The sequence below is a fragment of the Streptomyces humi genome, assembly GCF_001005085.2.
In the GTDB taxonomy this organism is placed as follows: Bacteria; Actinomycetota; Actinomycetes; order Streptomycetales; family Streptomycetaceae; genus Streptomyces; species Streptomyces humi.
Map to the genome: position 1 here is coordinate 1 of NZ_LBMU02000050.1, position 15,383 is coordinate 15,383.

The window sequence follows — 15,383 nt, forward strand, 5'->3', positions numbered from 1 at the left end:
GGCTCCCGGGAGCCGGCCCGCCACGAGCACGCGCGCGCACCGGTCAGCCGGTCTGCTCCGGGGTGAGGGCCGCCACCCACTCGGCCGGCCAGGGAGCGCTCACCCGCTCGCCGCCCCGCGGCACGTGGACGACCGTGTAGCGGCCGGAGGCCGCGAGCCGCCGCGGCCGGCCGCCGGTCTCCTCGCCCCATACCTCGAACCCGAACGTCATCGAGGAGGTGCCGACGCGTTCGACGCCGAGCACGGTCGTCACCTCCTGCTCGAACCAGAGCGGAGCGGCGAACTCGACCTCGTAGCGCACGCGCGGCACCGCACCGAAGTACCCGACGACCCCACGCTCGCGCACCAGCGCCGCCTCGGCCGCCTCCACGTACCGCACCACGGCCGAGTTGTGGTAGTGCCCGGAGGCGTCCGTGTCCGCCCACTCCACACGGCACCGGTGCACGGCACCGACCGTCCCGGACGCCAGGAGCCGGTTTCCGACCTCCACGGGCTCCGCTCCGTGTGTCATCTCCGCACCTTCTCTCATGTCTCGTATTTTTCACGATCGTCATTTAAAGTCAATGCATCCCGCTCGGTCGTGGGCGGGCCCGACCGCAACAGAGCGAAAGGGGCGACGTGAAACTTGCCTCCCTCGTCGTCGAGGGCGAGCGGCGAGCCGGTGCCGTGGACGTGCCGAGCCAGACCGTGACGCTGGTGCCCGCGCACATCGGGACCGTCGACGACATCGTCCGCGGCGGCCCGGCGGCCCTCGACGCGGCCCGGGCCGCGGTCGCCCACGGCGGACCGGAGACCGTGGCACTGCCCCAGGTCCGGCTGGAGTCGCCGCTGCACCGCTTCAACCGCGACATCCTGTGCACCGGCTGGAACTACTGGGACCACTTCGAGGAGTCGAAGGGCAGGCGCGAGGGCCAGGATCCGCAGGAGCGGCCCCGGCACCCCACTTTCTTCACCAAGGGCCCGGACACGGTCATCGGTCCCGCCGACGACATCGCCTACGACTCCGACCTCTCCGCCCAATGGGACTACGAGGCCGAGATCGCCCTCGTCGTCGGCCGGGACGGGCGCTCGATCCCGGAGGAGAAGGCGCTGGACCACGTCTTCGGCTACCTCGTCGCCAACGACGTGTCCCAGCGCGACCTCCAGCGGGCGCACGGCGGCCAGTGGCTCAAGGGCAAGAGCATCGACGCGACCATGCCGCTCGGCCCCTGGCTGACCACCGCCGACGAGATCGGGGACCTGACGGCGCTGCGGGTGCGGTGCGAGGTCAACGGGCGGGTGCGGCAGGACGCGACCAGCGGTCAGATGGCCTTCCCCGTGCCGAGGATCATCGCCGAGCTCAGCCGCGGGATGACGTTGCGCGCCGGGGACGTGGTCCTCGCCGGCACGCCGAGCGGTATCGGCAGCGCCCGCGAACCGCAGGTCTTCCTCGCCGACGGCGACGTGGTCGTCACGCGGGTCAGCGGCCTCGGTGAACTGCGGAACACGGTGCGCAGGACCCGGCTCACCTGAGCCGTACCCCGGGGGAGCCGCGGCCCCGCCCGGTGTCCGCGCCGGCCCGGTACCGGCCGATCGCACGCTCCAGTTCCGCCGGGTCGAAGTCCGGTACGGCGATGCCCTGCACGTGCTCCAGGACGTGTTCGGCGACGGTGCGCAGTCTGGTGTTGGTGCGCTGGGACACCTCGCGCAGGACCTGCCAGGCCTTCTCAGGCGGGATCCGGCCGCACGCGACGACGGCACCGATGGCCTGGTCGACGACGGCGTGCGAGGTGACCGCCTGGCGCAGCTGGGCGTTGCGGGTGTCGAGCAGTTCCTGCTCCACCGCCAGTTCGGTGGCCGACAGGAGCCGCAGCGGCTGTGTGCGGGAGATCGCGAAGAAAGCCATGTGCCACCTCGAAGCGGGGATCGTGTTCACCCCTGCGTCTTCCCGCCGCGATCACCTGTACGCGGACCCGATGCGCACCCGGGAACGGGCGGGGGGCCGCCGGTGACCCCGCGGCCGCCGGCGGCCCCCCGTTGTCCCGCTGCCGTCAGCCGGGTCGCCCCGCCGCCTGGTACTCGTCCGTGGCGGGGGAGGAGCCGCCGTCCGTCCCCGGGTCGGCCCGGTCGGCATGCCCCGGCCACCAGGCCGCGTGACCGATCAGGGCCGTGAGGCTCGGGGTGAAGAACATCGCCATCACGAAGGCGGCTACCGCGATGCCGAAGGACACCGCGAAGCCCATCTCCGTGAGCAGCGAGTTGCCGGCCAGCATCATCGTCGCGAAGGTCGCCGCCAGGATGAAGCCGGCCGCGGCCACCGTCGGACCGGCGTGCCGCAGCGCCATCCCGGCCGCCTCGCGCGGCTCCCGGCCCTCGCGGGCCTCCTCGCGGAGCCTGGCGATCATGAGGATGTTGTAGTCCGTGCCGATGGCGACCACGAAGAGATACATGATCACCGGGAGCATGAACATCAGCCCGGGCTTGTTCTGCGCGTCCTGGAAGATCCAGACCGTCGCGCCCAGCGTGGAGCCGAAGCCGAGCCCGACCGAGGCGATCAGGTACCAGGGCGCGACCACACTGCGCAGCAGCAGGCCGAGGATCACCATGATCAGGAGGGCGGCGACCGGGAACACCGTCCGGTAGTCGTGGTTGACCGCGGAGTCGATGTCCTTGTAGATCGAGGACATACCGCCGACCAGGGCCTCGGTGCCCTCGGGAGCGTCGGCGTGCGCCACGTCACGCACCCGGCCCACGGCGTCTATCGCCTTGTCGGTGGAGGCCTCGTACTTGAGCGTGACCGTGAAGTCCGCCGTGGTACCGGCCTTGTTCAGCTGGTTCATGCGGGCGCTCGCGACACCGTCCACGGCGCCCAGCTTCCGCGCGTAGGCGTCGAACGCGGAGGTGTCCAGCGGCTTGCCGCCGGTGCTGGACAGGTACACGTCGGTGGGCGCGGCGGCACCGGCCGAGTACGCCTTCTGCATCTCGTCCTGGACGACCATGGACTCCTTGGTCTTGGGCATCGAGCCCGACGCCAGGTCGAACGTGGCGTGATAGCCGAGCGTGCCCAGCGACAGCACGACCAGGACGAGGCCGGAGACCGCGGCGGTCAGTGCCGGGCGGCGCCGCACACCACGGCCGAGAGCCGCGAACCGGGCGTTCTCCGGCTCGCGTTGCCAGGACTTCGACGGCCAGAAGACCTTCGGGCCGATGAGCGAGACGACGGCCGGGATGAGGGTCAGGCCCGCGATCAGGGTCACGGAGACCGCGATGGCCAGCGCCGGGCCCATCTGCTTGAGGAAGCCCAGCGTGGACAGGACCAGCGCGAGGAAGGCGATGATGACCGCGCCGGCCGCCGAGGCGATGGCCTCGCCGACCCGGGCCACCGCGTTGATCATGGCCTCCTTGGGTTCGTCGCCCGCGCGCAGCCGTTCGCGGTACCGGAACATCAGGAACAGGAAGTAGTCCGTGCCCACGCCGAAGAGCACGACGATCAGGATCGACGAGACCGAGCTGTTGGCCTGGAGACCGAACAGCTTGGTGGCGTAGGCGATCAGTCCGTTGGCGATCGCGGACACCAGGCCGATCGTGATCAGCGGCAGGATCGCGAGGATCGGCGCCCGGAAGATGATCAGCAGGGTCACCAGGATGATCAGGAAGGTGCCGATGCCGATCAGGGCCTCACCGCGTTTGGACGAGTCCTGCTGGTCCAGGGCCTGCGCGGCCGAACCGCCGAGCCTGGCCTCCAGGTCGGTGCCCTTGGTCAGTTGCCTGACGTCGTCACGCAACACCTTGGCCGCGTCCGCCTGTACGGGCTGGCCGGCGTTCTTGCTGTCCATCTGGACCAGGGTCATGGTGTATTTGCCGTCCTTGGACGGCTGGCCGGGGACGACCTTCTGGACCTGGTCGATGTGCTTGCCGCCCAGTTCGGTGGTGATCCGGGCGACGTCCTTCAGATCGGCGGCGGTGAGCTTTCCGCCGTCGGTGCGCTGGTACAGGGCGATCGCGGACGGGGTGAAGGCGCTGGGGAACGCCTTCGCCTGGAGGTCGGCCGCTTTGATCGATTCGTAACTCTTGGGCAGAAAGCTGCTCTCGTCGCTGTTCGAGGGCAGGCTCGGAGCGGTGGCCACGATCGCCACCGCCGCGATCAGCCATGCCACGATCGTCCAGACGGGATGTCGGACGACGGCACTGCCAATTCGTCGGAACATGCGGAAGGTCCTCCTGGGTAGGAAGATCACCGCAGCCCGGGGAGCGGTCCCTGGCATCGGCGACCCCGACCGGTACGCATCCGACGGACCGGTCGCATGGTTGTCTTGAGGTCACATGGTAGGGATCACACACGACGATCGGTCCAGTGGGTTTCCCGTGGCGCGTCCGGGCGTGTTCCGGGCCGCGGGTGTTGCGGGCCGGGTGTGCGCCCGGCCCTGTCGTCTGTACGCCGGGGGGCCGGTCGGCCACCATCGAGGACATGATCCCCGTACCGTCGCCGCCCCGACCGGAGGGTTGAACCATGCCGACGATCAGCCAGTGGCGGCTGCGGGCCGCGTTCGCCGAGCGGCTGTCAAGGATGTACGGGCGCGAGGTGCCCGCGTACACCACGCTGGTCGACGTCTCGCGCGAGGTCAACGAGGACGTCCTGCGCGCACGGGGCGCCGATGCCGAACGCCTGGGCTCCATCGGCCGGGTGACCGCAGAACGGCACGGCGCCATCCGGGTCGGCACCCCGGGTGAACTGGCGCAGGTCGCCCGGATCTTCGGCGCCCTCGGGATGCACCCGGTCGGCTTCTACGACCTGAGGGAGGCCGCCGCCAGCGCGGTCCCCGTCGTCTCCACCGCCTTCCGGCCGGTCGACGAGGAGGAACTCGCCCGCAACCCCTTCCGGGTGTTCACCTCCCTGCTCACCCCCGCCGACCCCCGCTTCTTCGACGCGGACCTGCGCTCGCGACTGGAGACCTTCCTCGCCGGCCGGGAACTCTTCCCGCCCGAGCTGCCGCTGCTGGCCGACCGGGCCGCGGCCGAGGGCGGGCTGCCGGCCGACGAAGCCGAACGCTTCCTGCGACTGGCCGTGCGGGCCTTCGAGTTGTCGGCCGAACCGGTGGACCGGGCCTGGTACCGGACCCTGGAGCGGGTCTCCGCCGTCGCCGCCGACATCGGCGGTGTCCGCAGCACCCACATCAACCACCTCACCCCGCGGGTGCTGGACATCGACGAGCTGTACCGCCGTATGACCGACCGCGGCATCGAGATGATCGACACCGTCCAGGGCCCGCCGGCCTGGCAGGGCCCCGACGTCCTGCTGCGGCAGACCTCCTTCCGCGCCCTGGCCGAACCCCGGGCCATGCGCACCGAGGACGGCAGTGTCGTCGACGGCGCCCTGCGGGTGCGGTTCGGCGAGGTCGAGGCCCGCGGCATCGCCCTCACCCGCACGGGACGGGCCCGGTACGACGACCTCCTCGACCGTGTCGACGAGCAGGCCGCCCAGCACCCCGGGGCGGCCCGCGACGACCTCGCCCGCGCCCTGTGGGAACGGCACATGCCCGGCAGCGAGCAGGAACTCGCCGCCCAGGGACTGGCCTACTTCACCTACCGGGCAGCCGACGGCCGACCACGGGACGGCGCCGCGCCACCGTCCGGCGTCGCCGAACTGGTGCGGCAGGGCTGGCTGGTCGCCGAACCCGTCGTCTACGAGGACTTCCTGCCCCGCTCCGCCGCCGGCATCTTCCAGTCCAACCTCAGCGGCGAGGGCACCCGCGACAACGGCCGGCAGGGCACCCGCTACGACGCCGACTGGCTCTCCGGCGCCGTCGGCCGGGAGGTCCTCGACCCCTTCGCCCTCTACGAACGGCAGCAGAACCGCTCCCTCGCCCATGTCGCCCGCTCCCTCGGCCTCACCGACCCGCCCCGCTGATCCCTCACCCCGGGAGGACACCATGACCGGCACCGCGATCCCCACCACGGACGAACTGCGCGCCCGCGCACTCGCGTGCCTCCGGAACATCGGCGCGCGGGCCGTCGAGGGCGACGACTTCCCGGCCCGCACCCCGATCACCGGCGAACGGCTCCTCGGACTGCGGGCCGCCACCGGCACCGACGTCGAGGAGGCCGTCGCCGCCGCCCGGGCCGCCTTCCTGACCTGGCGCACCACGCCCGCCCCGCGCCGCGGCGAACTCGTCCGCCGCCTGGGCGAGTTGCTGCGCGAGTACCAGAGCGACCTGGCCGATCTCGTCACCGTCGAGGCGGGCAAGATCCGCTCCGAGGCGCTCGGCGAGATCCAGGAGATGATCGACATCTGCGACTTCGCGGTCGGCCTCTCCCGTCAGCTGTACGGCCGTACGATCGCCTCCGAGCGGCCGGGCCACCGGCTCGCCGAGACCTGGCACCCGCTGGGCGTGGTCGGTGTCGTCTCCGCCTTCAACTTCCCCGCCGCCGTGTGGTCCTGGAACACCGCGATCGCCCTCGTCTGCGGTGACACCGTGGTCTGGAAACCCTCCGAACTCACCCCGCTGACCTCCCTGGCCTGCCACCGGCTGCTCACCCGTGCCGCCGCCGAGACCGGTGCCCCGGACGACGTCCACCGCCTCCTGCTCGGCGACCGGACGGTCGGCGAGCGGCTGGTCGACGACCCCCGCGTGGCCCTGGTGAGCGCCACCGGCTCCACCCGCATGGGGCGCGAGGTCGGCCCGCGCGTGGCCGCCCGCTTCGGCCGCAGCCTGCTGGAACTCGGCGGCAACAACGCGGCGATCGTCGCGCCCTCCGCCGACCTGGACCTCGCCGTCCCGAGCGTCGTGTTCGCCGCGGCCGGCACGGCGGGCCAGCGCTGCACCACGCTGCGCCGGCTCATCGTCCACCGCGACATCGCCGACACCCTCGCCGGACGTCTGACCGACGTCTACGGCAGGCTGCCCGTCGGTGACCCGTTCGACGACGCCACCCTGGTCGGACCGCTCATCTCCACCGCCGCGCTCGACGCCATGCACGACGCCCTCGGCCGGGTCCGGGCCGACGGCGGCAAGGTGCTGGCCGGCGGAAACCGCCGCCTGGCCGAGGCGGCACCGGCGGCGGCCTACACGGAGCCCGTCCTCGTCCGCGTCGACGGACAGACCGACGCCGTCCGGGAGGAGACCTTCGCGCCGATCCTGTACCTCCTCACCTACGAGACCCTCGACGAGGCGATCGCGCTCCACAACGACGTCCCGCAGGGCCTGTCGTCGAGCATCTTCACCCGCGACCAGCGGGAGGCCGAGATCTTCCTGTCCGCCGCCGGCTCCGACTGCGGTATCGCCAACGTCAACATCGGCACCTCGGGAGCCGAGATCGGCGGCGCCTTCGGCGGCGAGAAGGACACCGGCGGCGGCCGCGAGTCCGGTTCCGACGCCTGGAAGGCGTACATGCGCGCGGCCACCAACACGGTCAACTACTCAGGCGAACTCACCCTCGCCCAGGGCGTCAGCTTCCTCTGAGCGCCGCCGGGGCCGGTAGACGGTCGCCAGCACCGACACGGTGACCCGCTCCGGCGCCCACCCGCCGTCGTCGGCCCCGTCGAGGTGCCACGCGCTCGGGGTCATCCGCACCAGATCCCCGGCCCGGGGCCGGGCCACCGGCATCACGTACTCGACACGTTCGGTGCGCACGGCCTCGAAGAAGGGACCCAGCGCCCGGCGCAGCCGGCGCTCCTTGGCCGGGTCGACGCCGACCATCGCGGGCAGCCGCCCGCGCAGCTCGGCCAGGTGCCCGCCGGTGGGGCGCACCACCAGCAGCCGGCCCGCCGGCCGGAGCACCCGGTGGAACTCCGCCGGGTTGCGTGGCGCGAACACGTCCAGCACCACGTCGGCCACCCCGCCGGCCAGCGGAAAGGAGCGAAAGACGTCCCAGGCCACCGCGGCGGCGCGGGCATGGGCCCGGGCCGCCGCGCGCAGTGCGCGCGCCGAGGTGTCCAACCCCAGCCCACGCGCGGTGGGCAGCCGGTCGAGGACACCGCCGAGGTAGTAGCCGGTGCCGCAGCCCACGTCGACGACGGTGGCGTGCCGGGGAGCGTCGGCGGCGGCCAGCCGGGCCACCGCGGCGTGCAGGGGTGCGTAGCCGCCGGTGGCCAGGAACCGTTCGCGGGCCCGGACCATGGCCGCGTCGTCGCCGCTGGTGGCGCGGGCGCCGGTGAGCAGGCCGGCGTAGCCGTGCCGGGCGATGTCGAAGGAGTGGCCGGCCGGGCAGCGCAGACTGCCGTGGCCGGGGAGCAGCGGGCGGGCCCGGCAGGCCGGGCAGCGCAGCAGATCCAGGGAGAGTTCGAGGGCAGGGGGCAGCGAAACGGGCACAGGGCACTCCTGATGTGGGTCACGGCGGGCATGCGTGGGAGGGCGACGCCGGCCGGCGTCGCCCTCAGGGCCCTGTGATCACAGGAAGCAGTGGTGAGGGGTGCTCAGGAATGCCACGGGGCGAGTCTACGAGCCGCCGCCGTCCGGGCGGTCGCGGCCGCCCCTCGGCGGTCCGGCCGCTCCCTCGGGCAGCAGGAACGCGGTGAGTGCCGCCGTGTCGTCCCGCAGTTGGTCGTGACTGTAGTCCAGCAGGTCCTGGTGGAGCCGTGCCAGCAGTTCCGGCGGTGGCATCGGGCCCCAGGAGCGCAGCCGCTGGAGCAAGGGGTAGAAGGCGCCGTCCGGGGCCCGGGTCTCGGTGACGCCGTCCGTGTACAGCAGCAGTTGGTCGCCGGGCCCGAAGGCGTAGGTGTCGACGCGGTAGGGGTCCCCGACCAGCATGCCGAGGTTCAGCGGCGGACCCGGCTGTCCCCGGTCCAGCTCGCGCACCTCACCGGGGCGGATCAGCAGTGGGGGCGGGTGACCGCAGTTGAGGACGCGTACCACCCTCTCGCCGTCGGGGATCTCGGCGAAGACGGCGGTGACGAACCGCTCGCCCACCTCGTGTCCGCCCAACTGGTCGGCCCGGCGCGACATGCTGACGTCCACCCGCTCCACCAGCGCGTGCAGGTCGGACTCGTCGTGCGCGGCCTCCCGGAACGCCCCCAGCATCGCGGCCGCCGTCTCCACCGCGAGCAGGCCCTTGCCGCGCACGTCGCCGATGAGCAGGCGTACCCCGTGCGCGGTGGGCACGGCCTCGTAGAGGTCGCCGCCGATGCGGGCCTCCGCGGCGGCGGACAGGTAGAAGCTCTCGAGGAGCAGGTTGCCGATCCGGTGCGGTACCGGCCGGAGCAGGACGCGCTGCGCGATCTCGGCCACGAACCGGACGTCGGCCAGGGTGCGTTCGCGGCGGGTCCGGTGCGCGGCCAGGACCGTGCCGAGGGCGCCGACCAGCGCCGTACAGGCGTAGACGGCCACATAGTGCCGTTCCCAGATGTAGCCGACCGGGCGGCCCGCGCAGCACGGGGTGCCGGCCAGCAGCATCTCGAAGCCGACGGCGAAGACGGTGGTGCCGGCGACGACGGCCGCCGCGTGCGCGAAAGCGGTCACCAGCGGCAGCGCGATCAGGGCGAAGCTCACCGGCCACGACACCGGGGTGATCGGCTCGACCACCAGCACACCGGCCACGTACATCACGGGGAGCCAGCGCATCCACGTGGGGGGCGCGGGCAGTGCTGGGTAGCGACCGTCGTGCCTCACCCGGGACTCCTGGAATACGCGTCTCGACAAGACGCCCAGCCTCCCGGTCGCGCTCCCGACACACCGGTGATTGCTCCGCTCAGCGGCATGTTCCGGACACCGTCGACAGCGTTCGAATCGTGTTACGAAACATTCGGAATTTGGGGTCGCGGAAATAGATCTTGAAGTGGCCGAATATTGGCCTTGGTGATCTCGGGGCGGATATTTGGCGGACTGAGCTGTGGCTATTGCTGTTTCTCCCGACCGCAGCTTTCGAAATAAGTACCGAAACTGTTGACAGGTGACATGCGCAGACCAAAACTCCCCTCCAAGTCACACCCGCAGCAACCCGCACAGGCCCACGAGGAGGCATCGCATGAACCCGCTCGACCACGCCCTCAGCCGCCGGGGCGCCGGCGCCCTGCTGCTCGGCGCCGCCGCCGGGCTCGCCCTGCCGGGCACCGCCCGCGCCGCCACCGTCGTCACCACGAACCAGACCGGCACCGACAACGGCTACTACTACTCCTTCTGGACCGACGCCCAGGGCACGGTCTCCATGACCCTCGGCTCCGGCGGCAACTACAGCACCAGCTGGAGGAACACCGGGAACTTCGTCTGCGGCAAGGGCTGGAGCACCGGAGCCCGCCGCAACGTGACATACTCCGGCGGCTTCAGCCCCTCCGGAAACGGCTACCTGTCCCTCTACGGCTGGACCTCGAACCCGCTCGTCGAGTACTACATCGTCGACAACTGGGGCACCTACCGGCCCACCGGAACGTACAAGGGCAGCGTCACCAGCGACGGCGGCACCTACGACATCTACCTCACGACGCGGTACAACGCGCCGTCCGTCGAGGGCACCAAGACGTTCAACCAGTACTGGAGCGTCCGCCAGTCCAAGCGCACCGGCGGCACCATCACCACCGGCAACCACTTCGACGCCTGGGCCAGGGCCGGGATGCCCCTCGGCAGCTTCAGCTACTACCAGATCCTCGCGACCGAGGGCTACCAGAGCAGCGGCAGCTCCACCATCACGGTGGCGTGATGGGCGCCCTGGCAGAGCGCTCGTCACGGCCCCTGGTGGCGACCGCCGTCGCCCTGGCCGCCGCCGGCACACTCCTCGCCGGCGCCGCCCCGTCCCCCGCGGCCGCCTGCGCCGGCTACGTCGGCCTCACCTTCGACGACGGGCCGTCCACCGCCCACACCCCGGCGCTGCTCAGTGCCCTCGGAGCCAACGGGCTGCGGGCCACCCTGTTCAACGAGGGCCAGTACGCGGCCGCCTACCCGGCCCAGGTCCGGGCCGAGGTGAGCGCGGGCATGTGGGTCGGCAACCACAGCTACACCCACCCGCACCTGACCCAGGAGAACCAGGCGGGGATCGACTCGGAGATCTCCCGCACCCAGTCGGCCGTCGCGTCCGCCGGCGGCGGCACGCCGACCCTGTTCCGGCCGCCGTACGGCGAGACCGACGCGACCGTGCGCACGGTGGAGGCCAAGTACGGGCTGACCGAGATCATCTGGAACGTCGACTCGCAGGACTGGAACGGCGCGAGCACCGACGCGATCGTGCAGGCCGTCGCCCGGCTCACCAACGGTCAGGTCGTCCTCATGCACGAATGGCCGGCCAACACCCTGGCCGCGATCCCGCGCATCGCGGGGACCCTCGCGGCCAAGGGGCTGTGCTCCGGGCGGATCTCCGCGGGGACCGGGCGCGCGGTGGCTCCCTGAGCGAGCCGGAGCCCCCTGGGAGACCAGGGGCACCGGTGGCGCGGCGGTCCGTCAACCGCCGCGCCCTTCTCATGACTTCGGATGAACAAGAACCTCCCCGAGGCCCCGCGTCGATAGGTTCGCCGTCGTGGACTACTACGACCTGGGCAGTCACGGCCGGCGCGTCACGACGTCGTCCCCCGCAGCGCAGACCTGGTTCGACCGGGGGCTGAACTGGACCTACGCCTTCAACCACGAGGAGGCCGTCCGCTGTTTCGAGGCGGCCGGCGCGGCCGACCCGGACTGCGCCATGGCCGACTGGGGGGTGGCCTACGCCCTCGGCCCCAACTACAACAAGCCCTGGGAGTTCTTCGACGAGCGGGACCTGGCGCGTACGACGGAACGCGCCCACGCCGCCGTGGAACGCGCCCACGCCAAGGCCGCCCGTGCGACGCCCGTGGAGCGGGCCCTCGTCGAGGCGCTGCGCGCCCGCTACCCGCGGGCCGCCGCCCCGGACGCCGCGGCGTGCCCGGTGTGGAGCGCGGCCTACGCCGACCGCATGCGCGCCGTCCACGACCTGGCCCCCGACGACCTCGACGTCGCGACCCTGTACGCCGACGCCCTGATGAACCTCACCCCCTGGCAGCTGTGGGACATCCGCACCGGCCGGCCCGCGGAGGGCGCCCGCACGGAGGAGGCCAGGGCCGTACTGGAGCGGGCCCTCGCCACCGAGGCGGGCGCCCGCCACCCCGGGCTGCTGCACCTCTACATCCACCTGATGGAGATGTCGCCGGCCCCCGAGACCGCGCTGCCCGTCGCCGACCGGCTGCGCGACCTCGTGCCGGACGCAGGGCATCTCCAGCACATGCCCTCCCACCTGGAGGTCCTCTGCGGCGACTACCGGCGCGTCGTCTCGGACAACAGCGCGGCCGTCGCCGCCGACGAGAAGTACCACGCCCGGGCCGGCGCCATGAACTTCTACACCCTCTACCGCTGCCACAACCTCCACTTCAGGATCTACGGCGCGATGTTCCTGGGCCGCCTCCAGGACGCCCTCGCCACCGCCGGTCTCCTCGAGGCCGCCGTCCCCGAGGAACTGCTGCGCGTGCCGAGCCCGCCGATGGCCGACTGGCTGGAGGGCTTCCTCGCGATGCGGGTGCACGTCCTGATCCGCTTCGGCCGCTGGGACGACGTCCTCGCCCTGCCCCTGCCCGCCGACCCCAGCCTGTACTGCGTGACCACCGCGATGCTGCACTACGCGCGGGGCGTCGCGTACTCGGCCACCGGCCGCGTCGCCGAGGCCGAGGCGGAACGCGCCCGCTTCCGCGAGGCCGCCGCCGCGGTGCCCGCCACCCGCACGCTGTTCAACAACACCTGCGTCGACCTCCTGGCCATCGCCGCCGCCATGCTCGACGGCGAACTCGCCTACCGCAAAGGAGACTTCGACACCGCCTTCACGGCCCTGCGCCGCTCGGTCGACCTGGACGACCACCTCCCCTACGACGAGCCCTGGGGCTGGATGCAGCCCACCCGGCACGCCTACGGTGCCCTGCTCCTCGAACGCGGCCGGGTCGAGGAGGCCGAGGCGGTCTACCGCGCCGACCTCGGCCTGGACGACACCCTGCCCCGGCCCCTTCAGCACCCGGGCAACGTGTGGGCCCTGCACGGCTTCCACGAATGCCTGCGCCGCCTCGGCAAGGACGGCGAGGCACGGATCGTGGCCCAGCAGCTGAGACTCGCCGCCGCGACGGCCGACGTACCGATCACCGCCTCCTGCTACTGCCGCACCGACTGCTGCGGTGCCCCCGGGGCGGGACAGCACACCTAGAGCGCCCGTGCCACCAGCAGTGCCACGTCGTCGTGGTCGTCCGGGTGCCGCAGGCCGTGCAGCAGCAGGTCGCAGGTCTCCTCCAACGGCCGCTGGGGCTCGTCCAGGAACCCGAGCAGGACCTCCAGACGGTCGTCGATCGGGTGCCGGCGGGTCTCCACCAGACCGTCGGTGTACAGGACCAGCAGATCGCCCGCAGCCAGCCCGACGGACGTGGTCTCGAACGTGACGCCGCCGACGCCCAGCGGGGCGGCCGGCGGCAGTTCCAGCAGGACCGGCGGCCCATCGGAATGGACCAGCGCGGGCGGCATGTGGCCCGCGTTGGCGATCTCGCAGCGCCTGGTGTGCGGGTCGTACACCGCGTACAGGCAGGTCACGATGTAGTGCTCCAGATCGCAGGTGATCTTGTCCAGGTGCCGGAGCACCGCCGCCGGGGGCAGCTCCAGATCCGCGTACGCGCAGGTGGCGGTACGCAGCCGGCCCATGGTGGCGGCCGCGTCGATGCCGTTGCCCATGACGTCGCCGACGACCAGCGCCGTCCGGTCGCCCGACAGCGGGATCACGTCGTACCAGTCACCGCCCACCTCGCTGGTCGCCTGCGCGGGCTGGTAGCGGGAGGCCAGTTCCAGGCCCGTGTGGTGCGGCGGGTGGTCGGGCAGCAGGCTGCGCTGGAGGGTGAGGGCGGTGTTGCGGACGCTCTGGAACCAGCGCGCGTTGTCGATCGCCACCGCCGCCCGCCCGGCCAGCTCGGTGGCGAGGACCACGTCGTCCTCGTCGAAGGGCAGCGGATTGCGGGTGCGCTTGAGGTCGAGGACGCCGAGCACCTCGCCGTGGGCGATGAGGGGCACGGCGAGGTACGAGTGGACACCGGCCCGCGCCAGCAGCTCGCCCGCCTCGGCGTCACGGGCGATGCGGGGCAGGTCGTGCGCGCCGACCCGCGGGACCAGGACCGGCCGCGCGGTGTGCACACACAGCGTCACGAGCCGGTCGCCTTCGTACGTCGCGAGGTCACCGGGCGGATCGGCGGCCCGCAGTGCGACCGTGGGCTGGTCGGCCTTGAGCGCGAGGGCGCGGAACAGCTCGGGACCGTTGTCCGGCCGCCGCGCCCGGCGCAGGGCCAGCGCCGAGTCCAGCACGTCGACCGCGACCACGTCCGCCAGGACCGGGGTGGCGACCTCGGCCAGTTCGTGGGCGGTGCGCTCCACCTCCAGCGAGGTGCCCACCCGCGCCGAGGCGTCCGCGATCAGCGCGAGCCGGCGCCGGGCCCGGTCGGCCTCGGCCGCCGCGCGGTGCCGCTCCGTCACGTCGACGACCGAGGCCGCCGCGCCCAGGACCCGGCCGCCGGGGTCCTCCAGCCGGTAGAACGACAGCGACCAGGCGTGCTCGTGCTCCGGATCGGCCGGCGTACGGCCCACGTGGTACTGGTCGAGCAGCGGCGTGCCGGTGGTGAGCACCTGGCGCAGCGCCGACTCCACCGTGTCGATGTCGGGCAACGGCAGCGTCTCCCGCAGGTGACGGCCGATGTGCTCCTCGGCGGGAACGCCGTCGATCCGCTCCAGCGCCGGGTTCACCAGCAGATAGCGCAGGTCGGGGTCGAGCAGGGCCAGACCGATGGGGGACTGGCTGATCAGCCGCTCGCACAGCGCCAGGTCGGTCTCCACCCGCTGCAACAGGGTGTGGTCGGCGGCGATGCCCAGCGCGTAGACGTCACCGAGATCGTCCAGCAGCCGCATGGTGCGGAACTCCGTCAGCCGGCTGCTGCCGTCCTTGTGCCGGACCGGGAAGGCGCCCGCCCAGCTCCGGCCGGTCTCCAGCACCTCCGTGAAGAGACCCACCACGGCTTTCAGGTGCTCGGGGCCGACGAGCAGGCGCGCCGCGTTCTTGCGCAGCGCCTCGTCGGCCGTGTACCCGAAGAGATCCTCGGCCTGCGGGGTCCAGAACACGATCCGGCCCTGTGTGTCCAGCGCCACCGCGGCCACGCTCAGCACGTCCAGCAGACCGGTCGGACGCGGTCTGCCGGCGCCGTACTCCTCACCACCGGAGCCGCCGGCGCCACCGGACCGCAGGGGACCCACAGCCATCCCTCAACCACCTCCACCGGCCACCGGGCCGATGCCGATGCCGCTGTAGCGGCACTTCCATGCTGCCCCCGGCCCGCCGCTCGCCCAACTCCAGACGGGTACCCCGGTCCCGCGGGATCCTGTCCGCCGGATGCGCCCCGCCTCCCGGCGGGCCGTGCGTATCGGCAGGACAAGCAGGAACATGGGGGTACCTGGAGGATGTAA

11 protein-coding genes and 1 pseudogene are annotated in these 15,383 nt (G+C 72.3%); 6 read left to right on the forward strand and 6 right to left on the reverse strand.

Annotation, left to right across the window (positions count from 1 at the left end; genetic code table 11):
* Positions 1-43: 43 nt before the first annotated feature.
* A complete protein-coding gene (locus tag AAW13_RS23115; protein WP_046727132.1) occupies positions 44-511 on the reverse strand; it encodes an acyl-CoA thioesterase in 468 nt (155 codons plus the stop codon).
* Between the two features lie 107 nt (positions 512-618).
* Here AAW13_RS23115 and AAW13_RS23120 point away from each other — a divergent pair, with 107 nt between their 5' ends.
* Positions 619-1,512 (forward strand): fumarylacetoacetate hydrolase family protein, encoded by an 894-nt coding sequence (locus AAW13_RS23120; RefSeq protein WP_046727131.1) that lies wholly within the window; start codon positions 619-621, stop codon positions 1,510-1,512.
* On the opposite strand, the gene AAW13_RS23125 is transcribed toward AAW13_RS23120, so the two are convergent.
* Positions 1,505-1,885, reverse strand: a complete 381-nt coding sequence (locus tag AAW13_RS23125) for an ANTAR domain-containing protein (protein ID WP_046727130.1) — start codon at positions 1,883-1,885, stop codon at positions 1,505-1,507. The two genes, AAW13_RS23120 and AAW13_RS23125, sit on opposite strands and share 8 nt — an antisense overlap.
* Before the next feature lie 145 nt (positions 1,886-2,030).
* Positions 2,031-4,187: an MMPL family transporter gene (locus AAW13_RS23130; protein ID WP_046727129.1), complete on the reverse strand. Its 2,157-nt coding sequence runs from the start codon at positions 4,185-4,187 to the stop codon at positions 2,031-2,033.
* A gap of 302 nt (positions 4,188-4,489) precedes the next feature.
* Between AAW13_RS23130 and hglS the strand changes: the two genes are divergently transcribed.
* Together hglS and amaB are read left to right on the forward strand one after the other, a co-directional pair.
* Positions 4,490-5,887 carry a 2-oxoadipate dioxygenase/decarboxylase gene (gene hglS / locus AAW13_RS23135; RefSeq protein ID WP_046727128.1) on the forward strand — a complete coding sequence of 466 codons (1,398 nt, stop codon included), beginning with the start codon at positions 4,490-4,492 and terminating at the stop codon, positions 5,885-5,887.
* A 22-nt stretch (positions 5,888-5,909) separates the two neighbouring features.
* Entirely contained in the window at positions 5,910-7,439 is a 1,530-nt protein-coding gene (gene amaB / locus AAW13_RS23140) for an L-piperidine-6-carboxylate dehydrogenase (protein WP_046727127.1), read from the forward strand.
* Here the strand turns inward: amaB and AAW13_RS23145 are convergent.
* Both AAW13_RS23145 and AAW13_RS23150 read right to left on the reverse strand, forming a co-directional pair.
* The gene (locus tag AAW13_RS23145) at positions 7,398-8,288 is read right to left on the reverse strand and encodes a methyltransferase domain-containing protein (protein WP_046727126.1); all 891 of its coding nucleotides are present in this window, start codon (positions 8,286-8,288) and stop codon (positions 7,398-7,400) included. The genes amaB and AAW13_RS23145 overlap by 42 nt on opposite strands.
* Before the next feature lie 126 nt (positions 8,289-8,414).
* Positions 8,415-9,584: a PP2C family protein-serine/threonine phosphatase gene (locus AAW13_RS23150; RefSeq protein ID WP_240528703.1), complete on the reverse strand. Its 1,170-nt coding sequence runs from the start codon at positions 9,582-9,584 to the stop codon at positions 8,415-8,417.
* A gap of 355 nt (positions 9,585-9,939) precedes the next feature.
* On the opposite strand from AAW13_RS23150, the gene AAW13_RS23155 reads away from it, so the two are divergent.
* The 3 genes and pseudogenes from AAW13_RS23155 to AAW13_RS23165 all read left to right on the forward strand — a co-directional run bounded on the left by AAW13_RS23155 (position 9,940) and on the right by AAW13_RS23165 (position 13,098).
* Entirely contained in the window at positions 9,940-10,608 is a 669-nt protein-coding gene (locus AAW13_RS23155) for a glycoside hydrolase family 11 protein (RefSeq protein ID WP_046727124.1), read from the forward strand.
* A pseudogene (locus AAW13_RS23160) lies at positions 10,608-11,288 on the forward strand (polysaccharide deacetylase family protein); the annotation flags it as partial. The gene AAW13_RS23155 and the pseudogene AAW13_RS23160, both read left to right, overlap by 1 nt.
* A gap of 130 nt (positions 11,289-11,418) precedes the next feature.
* The gene (locus AAW13_RS23165) at positions 11,419-13,098 is read left to right on the forward strand and encodes a hypothetical protein (RefSeq protein ID WP_046727122.1); all 1,680 of its coding nucleotides are present in this window, start codon (positions 11,419-11,421) and stop codon (positions 13,096-13,098) included.
* Here the strand turns inward: AAW13_RS23165 and AAW13_RS23170 are convergent.
* Positions 13,095-15,179, reverse strand: coding sequence for a SpoIIE family protein phosphatase (locus tag AAW13_RS23170; protein WP_046727121.1), 2,085 nt, complete (start codon positions 15,177-15,179; stop codon positions 13,095-13,097). The genes AAW13_RS23165 and AAW13_RS23170 overlap by 4 nt on opposite strands.
* Positions 15,180-15,383: the final 204 nt, after the last annotated feature.